The sequence below is a fragment of the uncultured Draconibacterium sp. genome (genome assembly GCF_913060805.1).
GTDB lineage: Bacteria > Bacteroidota > Bacteroidia > Bacteroidales > Prolixibacteraceae > Draconibacterium.
In genome coordinates this window covers 1-20154 of record NZ_CAJXTC010000040.1, presented here as the reverse complement: position 1 = coordinate 20154, position 20154 = coordinate 1, and the positions used below count along the sequence as shown (strand labels likewise).

Here is a 20154-nt window from a genome sequence, read left to right as displayed (position 1 = left end):
AGTTTAATTCAGTTTTTAATCTTGATTAGTCTTTTGGTAAATGATGTCCCATTTTTTTAGCGATGAAACCAACTGCCCGGTTGGGGCTAAGGCGATAGAGTATATCCATAATTTTTGCGTCTTTCCCCACAAAAATCCGTTTCTTGTTTTTTTCAATGCCGGTGATGATAATTTCTGCTGCCTGATCGGCCGACAACATCATATTTTGTTTGCTGGCTTCTTCGGGGTCAACAGCATTTTCAAGTCCCGAATTTGACATGATATTTGTATTCACTGCTCCTGGAAAAACTACAGATACTTTCACATTTGTATCTCTTAACTCCTGTATCAATCCTTCAGTCATCATTTTTACAGCGGCTTTTGATGCACCGTAAATGGTTTGCCCGGGAAACGCAAAAAAGCCTCCCATACTCGAAACATTTACAATATGTGCTTCAGGCCTTGTTAAAAGGTGCGGCAACAGTGTTTTGGTCATATACATTGTTCCCCACCAGTTTACATTCAGCACTCGTTCAATGACCGAATAATCCAACTCGTTCAGCTTTTTAAAAGGTTGTATTATTCCTGCATTGTTAATGATACCGTCAACCGGTCCCATCTCTGAAATGATTTGACTAATGGTAGTCTCAACCGCCAATTTATCAGTAATGTCTAACTTAAAAGTTGCTAACGCTTCTTTCTTTTCAGCAACCAATGTCGCTGTTTCTTCCAATCCCTTTTCGTTGATATCGATAGCTGCCACGCGAGCTCCTTTTTTTAATAAGGCAAGAACAAGATTGCGGCCCATTCCACTACCACCGCCGGTTACAATTATTAGTTTTTTATTCAATCTCATATTATGTGTCTATTCGTTATTGCTAAAAGTAAGAAATAAAATACTCTGTCCCGGAATTTTCACTTCTCCGGCTTTGACTTTTTCCCCTTTTATTTCGGGTAATGTATCGTTAGAATTTAGTTTGAGAAGCTCGCCATTTAATCGGACAGATTTTGCTAAAATCTCATCAGCGGTTAGCAGATACCGCTCTGCGTTTGCCGGGATTTCAATGGATGTTTCTTTATCCTCCGGATTTACGATCATAACTGCAAAGCCATTTTTTGAGTTCTTTAGGTTATGAATAAAAATATCCGGCCCGTCAGTCTGCGTTTCCATATTGTACACTTTGGTTCCCATAAATTTATTCCAAAGCACGGCTGCCCAATAATTTGGTCGTGGATCATGAGTTTCCTGCTCCAGCAAAGCATACTCGCTGGCACAAAGTGTATTGTGCATCACTATCTGAACGTCTTTTTTCGCCAGCCTTCCCAACTGCTCCAAATAGCGAAAACAATCAACATAAGTTGCTGCCCACGGATTTCCTCCACACGCAGCTTCGGCAGTTTCTGTTAACCAAATCGGTGCATTTGGCTGATATTTATTACGGGCATTTTCATAATACTTTAAACCCAACTCGGTTTTACTCAGCCAATCTTTTGTTAAGGCGTTTTCAGGAGTTAATCCTCCCCTGCACCGTTGAGATACACCACCATAATAATGGTAGGTAAAAACTTGAAATTCAGGATTTGGAGTTGCGGTCATAATATCATCGGTTGAGATGGTGCCACCCGGAATTAGTCCTCCTTCTCCGGTTGATCCCGGCCCCAGAATTTTCATTTCAGGATAAGCCGAATCAACAAAATCATTAAACAACTCAAAATCCCGGGCATACCAGGCGGCATCGTATCCTTCGGGAGCTCCGCCATGACCGGCATGCGAAGGTTCGTTAAACATTTCGGCAGCGTAAATTTCTCCCCCCAACGATTTTGTGAAATTAATAAGTGGCTCAATCTGTACCGGCGTCCAGTTGCCATCCTCATCGCGAATTCCATCACTGATAGCAAACGAAGTAACCAGCTTTGAGTTGGTTGCCTTGCAAAAATCGATAACACCTTTCCACTCGGCTCTTGTCAATACATTTTCGTAGCCATCAGGAGCCGTTTCCAATTTTGGTTCATCATTATCCTGAAAATAGGTTGTGTTTGCCCAGGTTCCGCTAACACGGATGTACATTGGTCCCAAAGCCGCGGCAAGCGTTCGCAACTTTTTATCGTAGAGATTTACTGCCGGGATCGTTCTTTTTAAGGCAGCAAAACCTTCAGCTTTTACTTTTTCGGCGTCCACCAACTCGTATGGAATCCAGAAGTCGCCTCCCACCACTTCGCACATTTCCACATTTACCGACTGATAACGTTCTTCAACTTCGGCAACTTGTTTAAGGTTCGCAAGATTCAATGTTGGCGTATTTCTATCATTCTGAGCCCATATTGAACCAACGAAAAAAATTGTGAGTACAAAAACGAGTGTAGTTTGATGTATTGATTTTTGCATAAGTTTTAGTTTAGCTAACGCTAAATCTACCTAATTTTTAGGAAAATCAACATTAAATAATTGCTCAGAAATAAATATGATTATTTAGTGCAAAAAATAGATTTCAGAAGATTTGAGCGTAAAAACAATGGGCTGGTTCTTTAAAAAACAAAAGGGGAACTCTCCCCTCACCTGGCTATCCGAAATCATAATTTTCGATATCATTCTATTCCCTCTGTTTTCTGACAATAATGCAGAGTATCCAGTCACATCCACTATCTTATTCATTAACAACCGGATCTGGCATGTTAGTTTACTATTTTATTTTAACTTAGCTACACCTTTTAAACTCGAATACATGAAAAGATTCTATAAACTCGGAGAATTCCTGGTTGACTACAGAAAACACCGAAAGCTGACTCAACTCGATTTTGCAGCCATGATGGATGTTGATGTTCGCACGGTAATCAGATGGGAGAATAACGATAGCCTCATAAAATCGGACAAGGAGAAGTTACTTGTTGAGGATTTTGGCGTTCCGCATCAGCTTATTCGTAATCTGAATACCAATTTACCCATGCCGGTATATTTCGATTTTAAAAAATGGATGTATTCGCTCACATTGCTTTCGAATGTTGTACGAAACGCAGAAGATTTTAAAACCGAGATAACCCACGAAACAAGCCGGATTGATAAACTGGAACTGGACAGGGACTTCAATTTTATCTCCTATATTCAGGAAAACCAAAAGAATAAAACACCGATACGACAGGATGTAGTTAAAACTGCAGCCAAATTATTGCCCGAACTGAACCTTGTTATTCGCGACCATTCAGGATATCATGGTGGGCATTTGGCAATTTTACCATTAAAATATGAGGCTTACGGAATGCTTCGTGACCGAAAGAAAGAAGAACATCAATTGACGATGAACGACCTTTCGAGGCATTTCGACGAAGATCCGATGGTTTTTTATTTTTATTCCATTTACTCGAATTCTACCGACAACAATTTCTATTTAGTAAACAAGCTGCTTTTTTATTTTAAAGAACGACAACTGAATAATTACATTTTTGCCGGAACAACCTACCAGGAACTAAAAGTTGAAAGATTTCGCGAAATGGGTTTTAATGTAATCTGGGAGCGGATTTTGGATGATCATCCCGACCAAAAAGCCACTTTCCTTAGCGGTAATTTTAATGAATTTCTGTCGAAATAGAAATTTGTTCCAACAGCAGTATACCGATCAATATCAACTTCATGCTTAACATTTCTTAACTTCTTGTCGGAATTATCTGACATTTTCTGTCATACCCTTTTCCTTGCTTCTGCTTTACTTTTGCCTATGTAATTATTCATATTATAAAGCAAAACAAAGATGAAAACAACAATTGAGAAGTATTTAGGCATTGCGGCAGTTATTATGACAGCCTCTTTTTTCACATTGATTACCATGCTAATTATACATTCTTAAAATGAACAATTAATAATCTTATAAATATACAGTTATGGAAGAATTACAAATTATAACATTGGGTGAAGTAATGGTTAACCTGATCATTGTAGTTGGAAGCATTGTGAGTATCCTACTGTTTGCCCACCACCGAAACAGATTTAATTAACGAATAAGTTATTGGTATTAACCGGATCTGATAATGTAAAGAGGATAAATTTATGATGGCTGCAAACGAAAAAGAGTTGCAAGAAATACATCTTACAACTCTTTGTTTTTCTGGTGAACCTGGCAGGACTCGAACCTGCAACCTCCGCATCCGTAGTGCGGTGCTCTATCCAATTAAGCTACAAGTCCAGTACCTGTTTGCTTTAAAAGCGGTGCAAATATAGCGCTTATTTGTATAAATACAAATCTGCGCAAGATTTTTTTGAAATTAATTACAATTCCTTTTCTTCAGCCCTTCCCACTGTAATATTCAAGCGCCAATCAACAGCCTCATAACGAGTATTTTTTCCTTTTTTTATCGTCAATGACCACATTATTCTCATTCTTCTTCCAATGCATCGCCAGGTTTATTTTTCTTTTGATGTATTAGTTGAATGATCTCTCCGCGCGAAAGAATCTTAACATTGGTTATCACCATGTCTTCGCGCAAAAAGCCACCGTATTGATTGCATTCGTTAATCACATTCTGAAATGTATCTTTTATCTCGGCAGTAATCGGCAACATTACCAAAGCCGATGAAAAACCTTCCATAAAGTCCATCGATTCAAACACTCCTTCCTGTTTATTGAGCTCGAATATTAACTCATCTTTAAGAAGCTTTTGTTGCGTTTCGCTTAACATTTCATTTTCGTGAACCGAAAGAAACACCACAAAATACCGCAATTTCTTACCTTTTCCACCCAGCCCGGTCGATATAAACACCTGTTGCTCATCGAGTAACGAGCTATGCATCAGCATTCTGCTTTCCTGCAAAGCCAGTGTTCCCCACTGTTTCAGGTCGCCTTCGGCCTCGTCCACAAACTTTTCAAGCGTTCGGTACGCTTTCACATCGTCGTAAACGGCAATGGCAGTCAGTATCTCCTTTTTACGTTCTTCATCAACTTCCTTGTCAAAAAGTTCTTCTCTGGCCTCAAAACATTCCTCCGATATATCCATGTCTTTCAACAGCTTGGCAAATTCAAAGTATTTCATCTGAATACCAACATCTATCTGTTCTTCCAGAATACTAAAGTTATCGGGCAGATCGTCCAACGCTTTTTGAATGTTATTATAAAATTTATCTTCCTCCATTTTACCTCCTTCGTTCGAACAAAAATAGTCACTTGTTGTAACTATGTAAAGAACAAATATATTTTATTTTTTATCATCGGAATTTAAATATATTTGTACGCTTATTTTTATTTAAATTAAATACAGAAAGCAGGGGAGAGTGAAATTAAGCGAAGCAAGAAATAATGAGCCGGTGGTTATCACCAAAGTTTTAGGTCATGGTTCGTTCCGGAAGAGGATTACTGAAATGGGATTTATCCGTGGCAACGAGGTTCGGGCCATCAAGAATTCCCCATTTAAAGGCCCCAGCGAATACAAAATTCTGAACTACAATATTACGCTGCGGAAATCGGAAGCCGACCAGATTGAGGTTATTCCGGCCGCCGAGTTCAAAAAAACATCAACAGATAATTTTGAAGGTACCATCGACCGGCATATCGATCTAATCGACCAGTCGGCGCGTACCAAAACAATCAATATTGCGCTGGTTGGAAATCCCAACTGCGGAAAAACCACGCTGTTTAATTTTATTTCCGGATCGAAAGAAAAAGTTGGAAACTACAGCGGTGTTACGGTTGATATTCACAAAGCTACTTTTAAAAGTGGTGAGTATACGTTTAACTTTTTCGACCTGCCCGGCACTTACAGTTTGACGGCCTATTCGAAAGAAGAAATATTTGTAAGGAAATTTATTTACGAACAAACTCCCGACATTGTAATTAACGTACTGGATTCGACCAACCTGGAACGAAGCCTGTTTCTTACCACACAATTAATCGACATGGATTTAAGGGTTATTATGGCCCTGAACATGTTCGACGAGTTGGAAAAGAACAAACTTAAACTCGACAAGGAAGAGTTATCGAAACTGGTAGGTATTCCGCTTATTCCAACGGTCAGTTCTAAAGGACAGGGACTTGATAACTTAATTGAAAAGGTGATTGAAGTTTTCGAGGGCCGCGACAACTTTTCACGCCATATCCATATCAACTATGGCAAGGAGCTTGAAAAGTCGATCCGCACTATTCGTCAGAAAATAAAAGAAGACAAACCGATTACGGATAAAATCTCGTCTCGTTTTCTGGCCATTAAACTGCTCGAAAAAGACAACCAGGTAATCGAACTGCTGTCGAAATACTCTAATTACGATGAAATACAGGAAGTTACCCTGAAAGAAATAAAGAAGATAGAACTGCTGGAAAATGACGATAGCGAAACCGTTATTGCCAATGCCAAATACAGTTTTATTGCCGGGGCTTTGCGCGAAACGTACAGTAACAAACGCAAGGAAAAGAAAACCCAGTCGGAGAAGATTGATAGCGTGCTAACGAACCGCTACCTCGGATTTCCGATATTTACCGCACTGCTGTTTTTCATTTTCTGGACCACCTTTAAATTGGGGGCTTACCCAATGGATTGGATTGATGCAGGAGTAGTTGCATTGGGTAATTTTGTGGGCAATATTATCCCCGACGGAATGCTGAACGACCTGCTGGTTGACGGAATAATTGGTGGGGCCGGAAGTGTTCTGGTATTTTTACCCAACATCCTTATTTTGTTCTTTTTTATATCCTTGCTCGAAGGTTCGGGATACATGGCGCGTGCCGCCTTTATTATGGACAATATTATGCACCGTTTTGGTTTGCACGGCCGTTCGTTCATCCCAATGATAATGGGTTTTGGATGTAATGTTCCGGCGATTCTGGCAACCCGTTCCATGCGAAATCGTGGCGACCGGATTCTTACCATGCTTATCATTCCGTTTATGTCGTGCAGTGCACGGCTGCCGGTTTATATACTTATTATTTCAGCCTTTTTCCAGAAATACGAAGCCTGGGTATTGATAGGAATTTACGCCGTTGGAATTTTATTTGCGTTTATTACGGCGCAGGTTCTCAACAAAACGGTATTTAAGAATAAAGAGACGCCATTTGTAATGGAGCTCCCCACCTATCGTCTGCCAACATTCCGAAATGTGGTGTACCATATGTGGGACAAAACGCAACATTATCTGAAAAAGATCGGGACCATTATTTTGCTGGGGGTGATCATCATCTGGGCGCTGGAGTATTTCCCGCGCAAAACAGAAAATACAGCAGGTTTTGAAGCACAAATTGAGCAAATAACAAACTCGGAGTTACCCGAAGTACAAAAAGAAGAACGCATTGCGGAGGTTGACCATGCGATGGAATCCGACCGTTTGATAAACTCTTATCTTGGACGGTCAGGAAAGCTGATTCAACCGATAATGAGTCCGCTTGGTTTCGACTGGAAAATGAGTATTGCAATAGTTGCAGGATTGCCGGCTAAAGAAATTGTGGTAAGTACAATGGGCGTGCTTTACCAAACGCAGGATGGCGAAACAACCATAAACCTGCAGCAGAAATTACAAAACGAAGTTCATCAGCTAGGAAAATATAAAGGTCAGGAGGTATTTACCACACCAGCCGCACTGGCATTTATTATTTTTATTTTGCTGTATTTCCCATGTATTGGCGTTGTGGCAACCATTAAAAACGAATCAGGTTCGTGGAAATGGGCCGCGTTTTCGGTTTTTTACACTACTGCATTGGCGTGGGTTGCTGCGTTTGTAACTTATAATATCGGAATGTTATTCATTTAATATGATCCAGGAAATTCTGACATATCTGATTATTGCAGCTGCCGTTTTTTGGGCAGGACTAAAAATGTATCGTCGTTTTTTCAAGCCGGCTGCAAAATCCAAAACAACCGATTTTAAGAAGGACAAAATAACCATGGTACACAACTGCTCCGAATGCGCTGCAGGCGACTGTGCATTGCGTGATTTACCACGAAAGGTTATTGAAAAGAATATTGAAGAGTGCCACGACAACGTAGTACCGTCATCACAGTGATTTCAATCCGGAGATAATTTCTTTTGGATTATCAGCACTAAAAACAAAACTTCCGGCAACAAGTACATCAGCTCCCTCGTCGAGCAGCTTTTTACCTGTTTCGTAGTTTACACCACCATCAATTTCAATCTTACAGTCTACTTTTGCAGTGTCAATCATATCTCGTAACTGAGCTACTTTCTTGTAAGTGTTTTCAATGAATTTCTGGCCACCAAAACCCGGATTTACCGACATGAGCAACACCATATCCAAATCACCGATAATATCCTCTAAAACAGCTACAGGAGTATGCGGATTTAAACACACGCTCGCCTTTGCTCCAAACGATTTTATTAACTGAACGGTGCGGTGTAAATGACGACAAGCCTCGTAATGCACGGTAATAATTGATGCACCGGCTTCAACAAAAGGTTCGATGAATTTATCCGGATCAACGATCATTAAATGTACGTCGAGCGGCTTTTCGGCGATTTTTTTTACATGCTTAATTACCGGAATCCCGAATGATATATTCGGGACAAACACACCGTCCATCACATCAAAATGAATATAATCAGCTTCACTTTGATTGATCATTTCGATATCTTTTCCGAGATTGTTAAAGTCAGCTGATAGAATGGAGGGTGCTACCAAAGCTCTCATAAGTTTCGTTTATTTACCCAGGTATGATTTCAGTAACCTGTTTCGGTATTGGTTTTTTAGTTTTTTTATTGCTTTTTCTTTTATCTGTCGAACGCGCTCACGCGTTAATCCAAAAACGTCTCCAATTTCTTCCAATGTGTGCGGTTGGTATCCTTTTAATCCAAAGTAATACCGCAGAATTTCAGCCTCGCGCTCCCCTAAAGTCGATAATGAACGCTCGATCTCTTTACGAAGCGAACTATCCATCAACTCCTCATCTGGGTCAGGCGAATCTTCATTCAGCATTACATCGTAAAGGCTGTTTCCTTCCTCTTCGCGAAGTGGCGCATCCATTGAAACATGTGTGCTTGAAAAATTCATCGAATCTTCTACCAGATCAGGTTTCGATTCCATTAATTCGGCTACCTCGTCAACGGTTGGTTCGCGCTGGAATTCCTGCTCCAACTTGTTAAACGCTTTGTTGATTTTATTGATCGAGCCAATTTTATTTAATGGCAAACGAACAATTCTCGACTGCTCGGCCAAGGCCTGCAATATCGACTGGCGAATCCACCAAACAGCATACGAAATAAATTTAAAACCGCGGGTTTCGTCAAATCGTTCCGCAGCTTTTATCAATCCTAAATTTCCTTCATTAATCAAATCGGGCAGACTTAGTCCCTGGTTTTGGTATTGTTTCGAGACAGAAACAACAAACCTGAGGTTTGCTTTTATCAGCGTTTCCAGAGCCTGGCGATCACCCTTTTTAATGCGTTTGGCCAACTCCACTTCTTTTTCCGCAGACAACAACTCCACCTTTCCAATTTCATGCAGGTACTTGTCCAGCGAGAGGGTGTCGCGGTTAGTTACCTGCTTCGTAATTTTTAGTTGTCTCATATAGTTCTTGTTAACATTAATTCTCTTTAAAAATGATAATCTATATAATATATATTACATTTTGGGGATAAAAGTAACACTCTAAATTTAATAATTTTCCTATTATATCTATCATCATCAACTAAAACATAAAAATCGGTCAACAGTTCATCTGCAGTTCTGCTTTTAAACCGGCCGATTCAGAAGATATGTTTTAAAATCTTCATATTCTTTGGTCATTTGCTCACTTTGTTTTTCGCCTTTCATAAAGGCAGCAAGCTTTACGGGCAATTCTACTTTGCCTTTTCCAATAACCTTTTCCACTGTTTCGGTGAACTTTGCCGGGTGAGCGGTTTCCAAGAAAACGCCAATTTCATTGTCCGACAAATATTCGCTTAACGACTGATACCCACATGCTCCGTGCGGATCGCATAAATAGTTGCATTCGTTGTAAACCTTCAAAACCACCTCTCTGATTTCTTCATCAGAATAGCGGTAACCTTTAATTTTTTCGGCAATTACCGGGTGCTCGTTTTTGTACAAATCAAGAATACGGGCAAAATTGCTCGGTGCACCAACATCCATGGCATTAGCTATGGTCTCAACCGACGGACGAGGTTTATACTCCCCACTGTTGAGGTATTCAAAAACCACATCGTTTTCGTTATTGGCAGCGATAAATTGTTTTACCGGTAATCCCATTTCCGATGCGATCAATCCTGCTGTAAGGTTTCCAAAGTTGCCACTTGGCACCGAAACTACCAATTCGTTATCATCCAATTTCCCTGCTTCTTTAAGGCGGGCATAAGCATTAAAATAATAAAATGCCTGCGGAAGAAAACGGGCAACATTTATAGAGTTTGCCGATGTTAACACCAGCTTTTCATTCAGTTCGTTATCGAGGAAAGCCGTTTTTACCAAATGCTGACAATCGTCGAATGTACCGTCAATTTCAAGCGCAGTAATATTCTGTCCCAGTGTTGTAAACTGCGACTCCTGGATATCACTTACTTTTCCTTTTGGATAAAGCACATAAACATGAATGCCGTCAACTCCAAGAAAACCGTTGGCAACAGCACTTCCGGTATCGCCTGATGTGGCCACCAAAACGTTTACCAGCTTCTCTTGTTTACCCAGAAAATGATTGAGCAAACGCGCCATAAAACGCGCACCAACATCTTTAAATGCCAGCGTTGGCCCATGAAACAGTTCCAGCGAATAAATTGAATCGGTAACTTTTACAACCGGACAATCAAATTGCAGCGTATCGTAAACGATCTCTTTCAATTTGGCCTCTTCAATGTCTTCGCCAAAGAATTTACTGGCCACCTCAAAAGCAATTTCCTGAAACGACAGGTTCTGAATCTCATCAAAAAAAGCAGGCTCGAATTTTTCAATTCGCTCGGGCATAAACAAACCATTATCGGCCGCCAATCCCTTTACAACTGCATCTTTTAAAGAAACATCAGGGGTATTTTTATTTGTACTATAATATCTCATTACTCCAACAAAAATAGAATTTTGGGATGAAGACAAGACTCCCAACACCCCAAAAACATGACATATATCAGAAATTTAACACCTTTTGTTATCCAAAAGTGAATGTCTACTTTAAAAAAGCACGAATAAATTCGTCACCTTCCAAAGTACCAAACACTCCGTTTCTTGGATCGAATTCATCGTAGACTTCCACAGCATCGGGTTCAGCGCCCGGTTTGTAAATAGTAAACGGAACCGCATCGCGGGTATGCGTTTTTAATGCACACGGCGTTGGATGATCGGGCAAAATAGCTATTGCCACTTCCTCGTCCATTTTAGCCGTTTCTTCCAGAATGTATTTTACCACACGTTGGTCGAGGTATTCAATGGTTTTTGTTTTCAGCTCTACATCGCCTTCGTGACCGGCTTCATCGCTGGCTTCGATGTGCAAATACACAAAATCGTTTTCTTTAAGCGCATCGATGGCAGCCTGTGCTTTTCCTTCGTAGTTGGTGTCGTACAAACCGGTTGCACCTTCAACATGAATCACTTTCATTCCTGCATATACCCCAATTCCGTGAATCAGATCGACTGCGGAAATAACCGCTGAATTCTCGATTCCAAATAGTTCTTTTAAGGTTGGCATTGCCGGTTTGTAACCCGGCGACCAAGGCCAAACAGAATTGCCCGGATCTTTCCCGGCTGCTTTACGCTTCAGGTTTACCGGATGATCTTTTAAAAGCTCTTGTGATTTTAAAATCAACTCGGTCACCAAGTCTGCAGTTTCTTTTGCGGCATCGGTTTTTGCTTTTGGCAAACAATCGGCAAACGGTGTTCCCGGCACATCGTGCGGAGGTGTGCAAGCAAAATCTTTCACTCCACCTTTTATCACCAACAAATGACGATACGAAACACCCGGATAGAATTTTATCTTGTCAGTTCCGAGTTTATCATCCAAAAATGCGATCAACTCTTCGGCCTCTTCATTTGAAATATGTCCGGCCGAGTGGTTTTTAATTTTCTCATCTTCCACACAAATCAGGTTGCATCGCAAACCCAAATCTCCGGGTTGCAGTTCAACTCCCATACTGGCAGCTTCCAGCACTCCCCTGCCTTCAAAAACCTTTTCAACATCGTAGCCCAAAACTGCCATGTTAGCAATTTCGCTCCCCGGATGCATGCTTTCGGGAACGGTTTTTAATAATCCGGACTGGCCGTTTTTTGCCAGCCAATCGATGTGTGGTTTATTCGCCATTTGAAGCGGAGTTTTTCCGCCGTAGGCTGCGAGTGGCTCGTCAGACATGCCATCGCCAAGAATTATAATGTGTTTCATGTTGTTCAGAAAATATGGCGAAGACCGGTATCCGGTGACAGCAGTTGGCAACCGGTCTTCAAAGTTTTTTTACTGTTTTTTATAAGAATGTTTTTTGCAGCAACTTTGTTCTAGATATTCGACACTTTTATTAAATCGGCAAATACTCCGGCCGCAGTTACCGAAGCTCCGGCGCCGTATCCTTTTATAAGCATCGGAAATTCATGGTAACGTTCTGTGGTGTACATCACCAGGTTATTGCTTCCTTCCAGGTCGTAAAACGGATGCGTAGAATCTACTTCCTGCAATCCGGCTTCGGCTTTACCATTCTCGAATTTCGCTACAAAGCGCCACTTTTTATTTTCAGCTTCTAGTCGTTGACGCTCCGTTTCAAATTTAGCATCCAACTCAGGAACACCGGCCCAAAATTCTTCTAGCGTGCCGGCGAAAAGTTCTTCGGGCACAAAACGGTTGATCGAAATATCCTCCATTTCAATTCTGTATCCCGACTCGCGGGCAAGAATAAGAATTTTACGAGCCACGTCAACACCACTTAAATCAACACGAGGATCGGGTTCCGAATAACCTTCTTCCTTCGCCATTTGAATGGTTTTACTCAAAGGAATATCAGCCGAAATAGTATTGAAAATATAGTTTAGCGTACCTGAAAGAACGGCTTCAATTCGCAACACTTTATCGCCCGAATTTACCAGGTCGTTCAGCGTATTGATAATTGGTAAACCGGCACCAACATTGGTTTCGAAAAGAAATTTAATCCCTTTCTTTTTGGCGATCTTTTTCAATTCGGCATAATTATCGTATTCCGATGAAGCAGCTACTTTATTGGCGGTAACAATGGATACGTTCGAGCTTAAAATCTCCTTGTAAAGCTCGGCCACTGCATCGTTGGCCGTACAATCCACAAACACTGAATTGTAAATATTCATTTCTTTGATCTCATCAACAAATCCCTGCAACGAAGATGTTTTCTCCGAAGCATCCAACTGCTCTTTAAACGATTCGATTTCGATTCCATCGCGGTTAAACAGCATTTTTTTAGAGTTGGCAATTCCGGCCAATTTCAAGCGCAGGTGATTTTCTTTTAACAGTCGCTCCTGTTGTTGCTTTAACTGTTTAAGCAGGTTTCCGCCAACAGTACCAATTCCCATCAGGAAAATATTCAGTTCCACATTCTCCGACAGGAAGAACGATTCGTGTACCACATTCAAGGTTTTTCGCAGGTCTTCGTTTTTAACTACCCACGAAATATTCAGCTCCGACGCACCCTGTGCAATGGCAATAATATTCACCCCACTTTTTCCCATTGTAGAGAAAAGTTTGCCGGCAATACCGGTAGTGTGTTTCATGTTCTCGCCAACAATTGCCACCACCGAAACGCTGCTTTCCAGCTCAATTTTATTTACTTGTCCGGCGGCTATTTCTTTTTCAAATTCTTCGCGAATGGCAGCTTCTGCCAAATCCAGTGCTTTTTCTTCAATGGCTACACTGATCGAATTCTCAGAAGACGCCTGTGAAATCAGAATCACGTTTACATTCACCTTGGCCAATGCAGTAAATAAGCGCATTGAAATACCGGTAACACCAACCATTCCGATTCCCTGCAGAGTAACGAGCGTAATTCCCGAAATAGATGAAATACCTTTAATCGGGCGATCGAAACCATTTTTTACGCCCTTCACAATCTTGGTTCCCGGGTTTTCAGGATCGAAAGTATTTTTAATCTGAATTGGAATCCCTTTTTGATAAACCGGCAAAATTGTTGGCGGATAAATCACTTTAGCACCAAAATGCGAAAGTTCCATCGCTTCTGAATAAGTGATCTCCGGAATAGTGTAAGCCTTGCGGATTACGCGCGGATCGGCAGTCATAAAACCATTTACATCGGTCCAGATTTCCAGAATTTCAACATCGAGTGCCGCAGCCAAAATTGCCGCAGTAAAATCAGATCCGCCGCGCCCAAGCGTAGTAAATTCGCCTTTTGCATTTTTCGAGATAAAACCCGGAACAACTGCCGCTCCTTTAAAACCGGCAAAAGTTTCTTTGATCTTTTCGTTGGTTACGCTAAAATCAACGGTGGCTTTACCAAAGTTACTGTCGGTTTGAATAAACTCCGATGAGTCTTTTCGTGGACAACCAATAAATTCGGCAACAATATGCGACGAAATTCGCTCACCCAAACCGGCAATTCGATCGAGTGTTTTCAATGTTAATTCACCCACCAAAGTAATTCCGGTAAGTAATTTTTCCAGTTCGTCGAGCAATGCATCAACCTTTTCTTTTACCGATCCTGAACCGTTAAAAAGTTCATTGATTGTCTCGTCGTGTCTTTGTCTGATTTCCGTAAGTTCCGTATGAAAGTCGCCTGTACCAGAGGCAGCATTGTGTGCTGCCGTTAGAATTTTGTCGGTTATGCCACCAAGGGCCGAAACTACCACAACAACGTCGTCGTTCTGGTTTAGTACAATGTCTTTTACACGTTTAATGTTCGCGGCGGAACCTACGGATGTTCCACCAAACTTTAACACTTTCATACGATTTTTTTTATCTATTAATATTTGTAAAACTTACTTCAATTTAATCCATGCTTATAAAAAAACCGGATGAATCGACAGAATCAATTCACCCGGTATATTCTGTCTATATCAGTTTAATCTATTCTGTGGTGGTGGTTACTTTTCCGGTAATGGCTTCAATAATTTTCGTCTCCAATTCCTGAGCAAGCTCAGGATTGTCAATAATCAGGTTACGTACAGTTTCACGTCCCTGACCCAATTTTGTTTCGCCATAACTAAACCAAGATCCACTCTTTTTAATAATGTTGAACTGAACGCCCAAATCGATAATCTCGCCCGATTTAGAAATTCCTTCGCCATACATAATATCAAACTCAGCTTTGCGGAATGGTGGTGCCACTTTGTTTTTCACCACTTTTACACGAACGTGGTTACCGTTCACCTCGTCGCCATCTTTAATTTGTCCGATTCGGCGAATATCCAAACGTACCGATGCATAAAATTTAAGTGCATTACCACCGGTTGTTGTTTCCGGATTACCGAACATCACACCGATTTTTTCGCGCAACTGGTTAATGAAAATACAGCAGGTTTTTGTTTTATTGATGTTGGCTGTAAGTTTACGCAGTGCCTGCGACATCAAACGTGCCTGAAGTCCCATTTTTGAGTCTCCCATTTCGCCTTCCAACTCGGCTTTTGGAGTTAATGCGGCAACCGAGTCGATTACTACAATATCCAAAGCTCCCGAACGGATCAGGTTATCGGTAATTTCCAAAGCCTGCTCACCGTTATCGGGTTGCGAAATTAAAAGTTCATCAATATCAACACCCAGTTTACGGGCGTAGTACGGATCAAAAGCATGCTCAGCATCAACAATTGCTGCAATTCCACCGGCTTTTTGAGCTTCGGCAATAGCATGAATGGCAAGGGTTGTTTTACCCGACGATTCAGGACCGTAGATTTCAATTACACGGCCTTTCGGAAATCCACCAACACCCAAAGCTACATCAAGAGCAATCGATCCGGATGAGATCGCAGGAATATCTTGTTCTCCCTGGTCGCCCATGCGCATAATCGAGCCTTTACCATAGCTCTTTTCAATTTTATCCATAGTTAGCTGAAGCGCTTTCAGCTTTTCCTTATTCATTTGAGCTCTCTCCTCTTTTGTCATGTTCAGATAGGTTATAGATTTAAAGTTTCAATAATCTGATTTGTGTGATCTTTTGTTTTTACTTTTTCAAAAATTTCGACGATTACGCCCTCTTCGTTAATAACAAAGGTTTTTCGTAAAACGCCCATGTATTCTCTACCGTAATTTTTTTTCAGTCCCCAGGCGCCATAAGCCTCCAGAATCTCCTTTTCAGTATCGGCAATCAGGTTAAATTTAAACCCAAATTTTTCGATAAATTTCTGATGCGATTTTTCACTGTCGGGGCTCACTCCCACTACATCAAAACCTTTTTCAAGCCATGCATCGTAGTTGTCGTTTAAATTACACGATTCGGCTGTACAACCGGGAGTGTTGTCTTTCGGGTAGAAATAAAGGATCAGTTTTTTTCCGGCAAAATCTTTAAGAGCGATCTTCTCTCCATTTTGATTTTTACCTTCAAAATCCGGTGCCTTATCTCCAACTTTTAAATTTGCCATGTCTTACGAATTATTCAATTTTACAAATATAGTTTAATAAATGATAAATCTCAGTTCAAATCTTTATCTTAGCTGCTACTTCAGTATAATTTAATCTCTGAAAAAAACTTGATTTTTTGTAGCTTTACAAACATAAAACAGAACCGATTTATATATGATTTTTAGAAAGGTTTTAGCACTACTAACAATATTCTCTATTTTTTTGTTTGCGTCAAACAGCGTTTTTGGAGGCAGTCAGGAAAATCCGTTATCGCAAGCTATTCGTTTATACGACGAAGGTAATTTTGCCGATGCCGAGGTTATCCTGAAAAAGTTGCTGGATGAAAAACCTGATCACCTGATGGTTAATTACTATTATGGTGCCTGCCGTACCGAAAATGGGCATTACGGAACCAACGAAATCATTTACCTGCTGAACGGAAGTTTGGGTGAAGCGCCTTTGAAAACCGATTATTATATTGGTATTCAGTACCACGCCAAAAACCGTTTCGAGGAGGCATTAAATTATTATACGCTATTTAAGAATAAAACCGACGATGCAACAGCACAGGAAGTTGGTCTTGCAGAAAAAATGCAACAATGCCGCGATAAAATAAATCCGTTTGAGCAAGAGGAAGAAACCGAAGAAGTTGCCGAAACTGCAGGAAGCGATGTAATGCCGGCTGCCGTTCCGCGCGAAACAGAACCCGAATCATTTAACCCGGTTATTGGCGAGGCAGTAATTGCTTCTGAAATCATGGATTCAACAGAAGTTTTTGCCGCAAACGATTCGGTTTTGGTTGACTCTACAATTACAGACTCAATCATACCCGAGCCGGAAGTTATTGAAGAACCGGCTGAAGTTTTGCCGGAGCCGATAAATTTTGTCGTAAATGCAGAGATTACTTATCCCGACACTACTTTTTTCAAAACAAAAAAAGGTTTAAAACTATATACCGAAGGAACGGCCAAACAAGAAGAGCTGGAACAAACGATCAGTAATACCGACGAATTGCGCAAAAAATACGGTGCCACAACCTCGTACACCGAACGACAAACATTGGGGAAACAAATTCTGGATAAAGAAACCAGCATTTTTCAGCTTCGTGCAGCTGCCGAAGAATTGCTGCTACAATCGCAACAGGAAGAAAATACGTTCTGGCAAGACGCTTCTTACGAGGAAATAGAAGCATTTCATAAACAAGCCGATGAATATTTAGCAGCCTATAATTCGCAATCAACTCCGGCAAAACCCGATTCCATTATCCTGGTGGCACCATCAATTGCGCCGGTAACCCGAACAACAACCAGCGAAACCGACGAAACAACAGAAGACGAACTGATCTATAAAATTCAGCTGGGCGCCTACAGCCGCGGATTACCGGCCTATGTAAAACGATTATTCGACAAGTTATCATATATTCGTAAAATTGAGAATTACACCGACGAAAACGGCATTGTAGTGTACACTACCGGCAACCTTACGAACTACGACGACGCAGTAAAAATGCAGGAACAAGTGCGTAGAGAAGGTGTAGAAGATGCTTATGTTGTGCCGTATTTTAACGGAAAAAGAATAACTTTGAGTGAAGCTAAAGAAATTGCAAACGACAAATGACGCAGAAAGAGACAAAAAAGATCCCAAAAGGGGATTTCAGAGAAGGAGTTGTTGAAGAAAATTTCCTGACTTTGCATAACGACGATGTGCACACTTTCGATTATGTGATCGATGCTTTGATTGATATTTGCGACCATGGTTACGAACAGGCTACACAATGTACAATGCTGGTTCATTACAAAGGTAAATGCGATGTTAAAAAAGGAGCTTTTGATGCACTAAAACCAATGAAAGATGCACTGATCGAGCGCGAATTAAACGCAACTATTGACTAATACATATGAGCATTCTTGCAATTATTTTGCTTATTCTTCTCGGCCTGTTACTGCTGCTCATCGAGTTTGCAGTGATCCCGGGAGTTACCATCGCCGGAATTGGCGGTTTTCTTCTTTTAGGAGGAGCAGTGTATGTGGCTTTTGCCGAATACGGAACGCTTGCAGGTTTTATAACTCTGGCCGCAGTTCTTATCCTCGCCCCTGCAATGATTTTCTACTTTTTTAAATCGCGAACCGGGAAAAAGATGATCCTTGAAAAGAACATTGTAGGAAAAGTAGACCTGATTAACAGGGAGAAAATTGTTGTGGGCGAAACCGGCAAATCGATTGGCAGATTAGCGCCAATGGGAAAAGTAAAAGTGAATGGTGAAATCGTGGAGGCACAATCAACCGGTGCTTTCATCGACCACAATACTGAAATCAGGGTTTTAAAAATTGAATCCAATAAAATTATAGTTGAACCTTTAAATAAATAAAACATGGTAGAAGCAGTAGGTGCCTGGGGATTAATAGTCGGGGCAATCGTATTACTTTTTATAATTCTCTATTTTATCCCAATAGGATTATGGTTTTCAGCGTTGGTATCAGGAGTACGAATTTCACTCCTGCAATTGTTCTTAATGCGTTTCCGGAAAGTACCTCCGGGGGTAATTGTTCGCGCAATGATTGAAGGAGCAAAAGCAGATGTTGAATTAAGCCGCGATGCTTTGGAAGCGCATTACCTGGCCGGTGGTCACGTAGCCAGAGTTGTTCATGCACTGGTATCTGCCGCAAAAGCAAACATCGAACTGCCTTTTAATATGGCAACCGCCATCGACCTTGCAGGTCGCGATGTTTTTGAAGCCGTACAAATGTCGGTGAATCCGAAAGTTATTAATACACCGCCCGTAACTGCAGTTTCTAAGGACGGTATTCAGCTTATTGCAAAAGCCAGGGTAACTGTTCGTGCGAACATTAAACAACTGGTTGGAGGAGCCGGAGAAGAAACCGTTCTCGCTCGCGTTGGTGAAGGAATTGTTTCGTCAATCGGATCATCACATTCACATAAGGCAGTTTTAGAAAATCCTGATTTTATTTCGCGCGTTGTGCTCGAAAAAGGTCTGGATGCAGGAACCGCATTTGAAATATTATCGATTGATATTGCTGACATCGACATCGGTAAAAACATTGGAGCAGTGCTTCAGATGGACCAGGCTGAGGCAGACAAGAATATTGCCCAGGCTAAAGCGGAAGAACGTCGTGCTATGGCAATTGCGCTTGAGCAGGAAAATAAAGCTACAGCACAAGAAATGCGAGCTAAGGTTATTGAAGCCGAAGTTCAGGTACCATTGGCAATTTCTGAGGCTTTCCGTAGCGGCAACCTTGGAATTATGGATTACATGAAATACAAAAACATAATGGCCGACACCACAATGCGTGAGTCGATTGCCGACGAAGACAAAGGCAAAACAGACGATCAATAAAACGTATTAACGACAAAATAGTAAAGCTCGCTGCAATTTGTAGCGGGCTTTTTTTCTGAATGACGAGTAAAATCAATAGCAAATTATGCTTCAAAAATTATTTACTCACCCTGATTGTGCCTTCGACACAATCGTCCCTCTCTTCGCGAAGATAGGGAGTGAGGGAGAAGTTTATCGAGTATTGTTTCAACTTCATTCCTTTGATGACTCTCAGGAATCATGAATGTATTCAATGCCAATGTTTCTAAAATTTTTTCCGAAGCTTAAGCGTTTGTTAAAAAATATGCATTTCTAAGCGATTTTTGATCCATTTTGATGCCGGAACATGTTTTTCAGCATATCTTTGCAGCATAAGTTTTAGTTCATAAGTTTAGGTTTGATTAGTTTTATTGGTTTAG

17 protein-coding genes and 1 tRNA gene are annotated in these 20154 nt (G+C 40.9%); 7 read left to right on the top strand and 11 right to left on the bottom strand.

The genetic code is table 11. The features are described from left to right. Positions 1-25: 25 nt before the first annotated feature. Both QZ576_RS18960 and QZ576_RS18955 read right to left on the bottom strand, forming a co-directional pair. Complete coding sequence (locus QZ576_RS18960) at positions 26-835, bottom strand: SDR family oxidoreductase (RefSeq protein WP_297099995.1); 810 nt, start codon at positions 833-835, stop codon at positions 26-28. A gap of 9 nt (positions 836-844) precedes the next feature. Next, complete coding sequence (locus tag QZ576_RS18955) at positions 845-2365, bottom strand: hypothetical protein (protein ID WP_297099992.1); 1521 nt, start codon at positions 2363-2365, stop codon at positions 845-847. Positions 2366-2702: 337 nt separating this feature from the next. On the opposite strand from QZ576_RS18955, the gene QZ576_RS18950 reads away from it, so the two are divergent. Further along, a complete protein-coding gene (locus tag QZ576_RS18950) occupies positions 2703-3563 on the top strand; it encodes a helix-turn-helix transcriptional regulator (RefSeq protein WP_297099990.1) in 861 nt (286 codons plus the stop codon). Positions 3564-4077: 514 nt separating this feature from the next. Here QZ576_RS18950 and QZ576_RS18945 read toward each other — a convergent pair. Beyond that, positions 4078-4154, bottom strand: a tRNA-Arg gene (locus tag QZ576_RS18945). A gap of 190 nt (positions 4155-4344) precedes the next feature. Next, entirely contained in the window at positions 4345-5097 is a 753-nt protein-coding gene (locus QZ576_RS18940) for a hypothetical protein (RefSeq protein ID WP_297099987.1), read from the bottom strand. Between the two features lie 139 nt (positions 5098-5236). On the opposite strand from QZ576_RS18940, the gene feoB reads away from it, so the two are divergent. Continuing rightward, positions 5237-7699: a ferrous iron transport protein B gene (feoB, locus tag QZ576_RS18935; protein ID WP_297099985.1), complete on the top strand. Its 2463-nt coding sequence runs from the start codon at positions 5237-5239 to the stop codon at positions 7697-7699. A 1-nt stretch (position 7700) separates the two neighbouring features. Further along, entirely contained in the window at positions 7701-7952 is a 252-nt protein-coding gene (locus tag QZ576_RS18930; protein ID WP_297099982.1) for a hypothetical protein, read from the top strand. Here QZ576_RS18930 and rpe read toward each other — a convergent pair. From rpe to bcp, 7 genes are all read right to left on the bottom strand, one after another. Further along, complete coding sequence (rpe, locus tag QZ576_RS18925) at positions 7944-8594, bottom strand: ribulose-phosphate 3-epimerase (RefSeq protein WP_297099979.1); 651 nt, start codon at positions 8592-8594, stop codon at positions 7944-7946. The two genes, QZ576_RS18930 and rpe, sit on opposite strands and share 9 nt — an antisense overlap. A 9-nt stretch (positions 8595-8603) precedes the next feature. Further along, on the bottom strand, positions 8604-9470 hold the full coding sequence (locus tag QZ576_RS18920; protein WP_297099976.1) for an RNA polymerase sigma factor RpoD/SigA: 867 nt from the start codon (positions 9468-9470) through the stop codon (positions 8604-8606). 165 nt (positions 9471-9635) lie between these two features. Further along, positions 9636-10949: a threonine synthase gene (thrC, locus tag QZ576_RS18915; protein WP_297099972.1), complete on the bottom strand. Its 1314-nt coding sequence runs from the start codon at positions 10947-10949 to the stop codon at positions 9636-9638. A gap of 106 nt (positions 10950-11055) precedes the next feature. After that, entirely contained in the window at positions 11056-12261 is a 1206-nt protein-coding gene (locus QZ576_RS18910; RefSeq protein WP_297099969.1) for a cofactor-independent phosphoglycerate mutase, read from the bottom strand. 110 nt (positions 12262-12371) lie between these two features. Further along, positions 12372-14792 (bottom strand): bifunctional aspartate kinase/homoserine dehydrogenase I, encoded by a 2421-nt coding sequence (gene thrA / locus QZ576_RS18905; protein WP_297099967.1) that lies wholly within the window; start codon positions 14790-14792, stop codon positions 12372-12374. Positions 14793-14913: 121 nt separating this feature from the next. After that, positions 14914-15921 carry a recombinase RecA gene (gene recA / locus QZ576_RS18900; RefSeq protein ID WP_297099964.1) on the bottom strand — a complete coding sequence of 336 codons (1008 nt, stop codon included), beginning with the start codon at positions 15919-15921 and terminating at the stop codon, positions 14914-14916. A 35-nt stretch (positions 15922-15956) separates the two neighbouring features. Beyond that, the gene (gene bcp, locus QZ576_RS18895) at positions 15957-16421 is read right to left on the bottom strand and encodes a thioredoxin-dependent thiol peroxidase (protein WP_297099961.1); all 465 of its coding nucleotides are present in this window, start codon (positions 16419-16421) and stop codon (positions 15957-15959) included. A 154-nt stretch (positions 16422-16575) separates the two neighbouring features. On the opposite strand from bcp, the gene QZ576_RS18890 reads away from it, so the two are divergent. From QZ576_RS18890 to floA, 4 genes are read left to right on the top strand one after another with little or no spacing between them, the layout of a single operon-like run. Further along, positions 16576-18018, top strand: coding sequence for a hypothetical protein (locus QZ576_RS18890; protein ID WP_297099958.1), 1443 nt, complete (start codon positions 16576-16578; stop codon positions 18016-18018). Further along, entirely contained in the window at positions 18015-18293 is a 279-nt protein-coding gene (locus tag QZ576_RS18885; protein ID WP_297099955.1) for an ATP-dependent Clp protease adaptor ClpS, read from the top strand. The genes QZ576_RS18890 and QZ576_RS18885 overlap by 4 nt, the downstream gene beginning before the upstream one ends. 5 nt (positions 18294-18298) lie before the next feature. Then, complete coding sequence (locus QZ576_RS18880) at positions 18299-18769, top strand: NfeD family protein (RefSeq protein ID WP_297099952.1); 471 nt, start codon at positions 18299-18301, stop codon at positions 18767-18769. Between the two features lie 3 nt (positions 18770-18772). Next, on the top strand, positions 18773-19756 hold the full coding sequence (gene floA, locus QZ576_RS18875) for a flotillin-like protein FloA (RefSeq protein WP_297099949.1): 984 nt from the start codon (positions 18773-18775) through the stop codon (positions 19754-19756). Positions 19757-20154: the final 398 nt, after the last annotated feature.

Coding starts and splice junctions, on each gene's coding strand:
- QZ576_RS18960 (WP_297099995.1), bottom strand. CDS start 835: ATGAGATTGAATAAAAAACTAATAATTGTAACCGGCGGTGGTAGTGGA.
- QZ576_RS18955 (WP_297099992.1), bottom strand. CDS start 2,365: ATGCAAAAATCAATACATCAAACTACACTCGTTTTTGTACTCACAATT.
- QZ576_RS18950 (WP_297099990.1), top strand. CDS start 2,703: ATGAAAAGATTCTATAAACTCGGAGAATTCCTGGTTGACTACAGAAAA.
- QZ576_RS18940 (WP_297099987.1), bottom strand. CDS start 5,097: ATGGAGGAAGATAAATTTTATAATAACATTCAAAAAGCGTTGGACGAT.
- QZ576_RS18930 (WP_297099982.1), top strand. CDS start 7,701: ATGATCCAGGAAATTCTGACATATCTGATTATTGCAGCTGCCGTTTTT.
- rpe (WP_297099979.1), bottom strand. CDS start 8,594: ATGAGAGCTTTGGTAGCACCCTCCATTCTATCAGCTGACTTTAACAAT.
- QZ576_RS18920 (WP_297099976.1), bottom strand. CDS start 9,470: ATGAGACAACTAAAAATTACGAAGCAGGTAACTAACCGCGACACCCTC.
- thrC (WP_297099972.1), bottom strand. CDS start 10,949: ATGAGATATTATAGTACAAATAAAAATACCCCTGATGTTTCTTTAAAA.
- QZ576_RS18910 (WP_297099969.1), bottom strand. CDS start 12,261: ATGAAACACATTATAATTCTTGGCGATGGCATGTCTGACGAGCCACTC.
- thrA (WP_297099967.1), bottom strand. CDS start 14,792: ATGAAAGTGTTAAAGTTTGGTGGAACATCCGTAGGTTCCGCCGCGAAC.
- recA (WP_297099964.1), bottom strand. CDS start 15,921: ATGAATAAGGAAAAGCTGAAAGCGCTTCAGCTAACTATGGATAAAATT.
- bcp (WP_297099961.1), bottom strand. CDS start 16,421: ATGGCAAATTTAAAAGTTGGAGATAAGGCACCGGATTTTGAAGGTAAA.
- QZ576_RS18890 (WP_297099958.1), top strand. CDS start 16,576: ATGATTTTTAGAAAGGTTTTAGCACTACTAACAATATTCTCTATTTTT.
- QZ576_RS18885 (WP_297099955.1), top strand. CDS start 18,015: ATGACGCAGAAAGAGACAAAAAAGATCCCAAAAGGGGATTTCAGAGAA.
- QZ576_RS18880 (WP_297099952.1), top strand. CDS start 18,299: ATGAGCATTCTTGCAATTATTTTGCTTATTCTTCTCGGCCTGTTACTG.
- floA (WP_297099949.1), top strand. CDS start 18,773: ATGGTAGAAGCAGTAGGTGCCTGGGGATTAATAGTCGGGGCAATCGTA.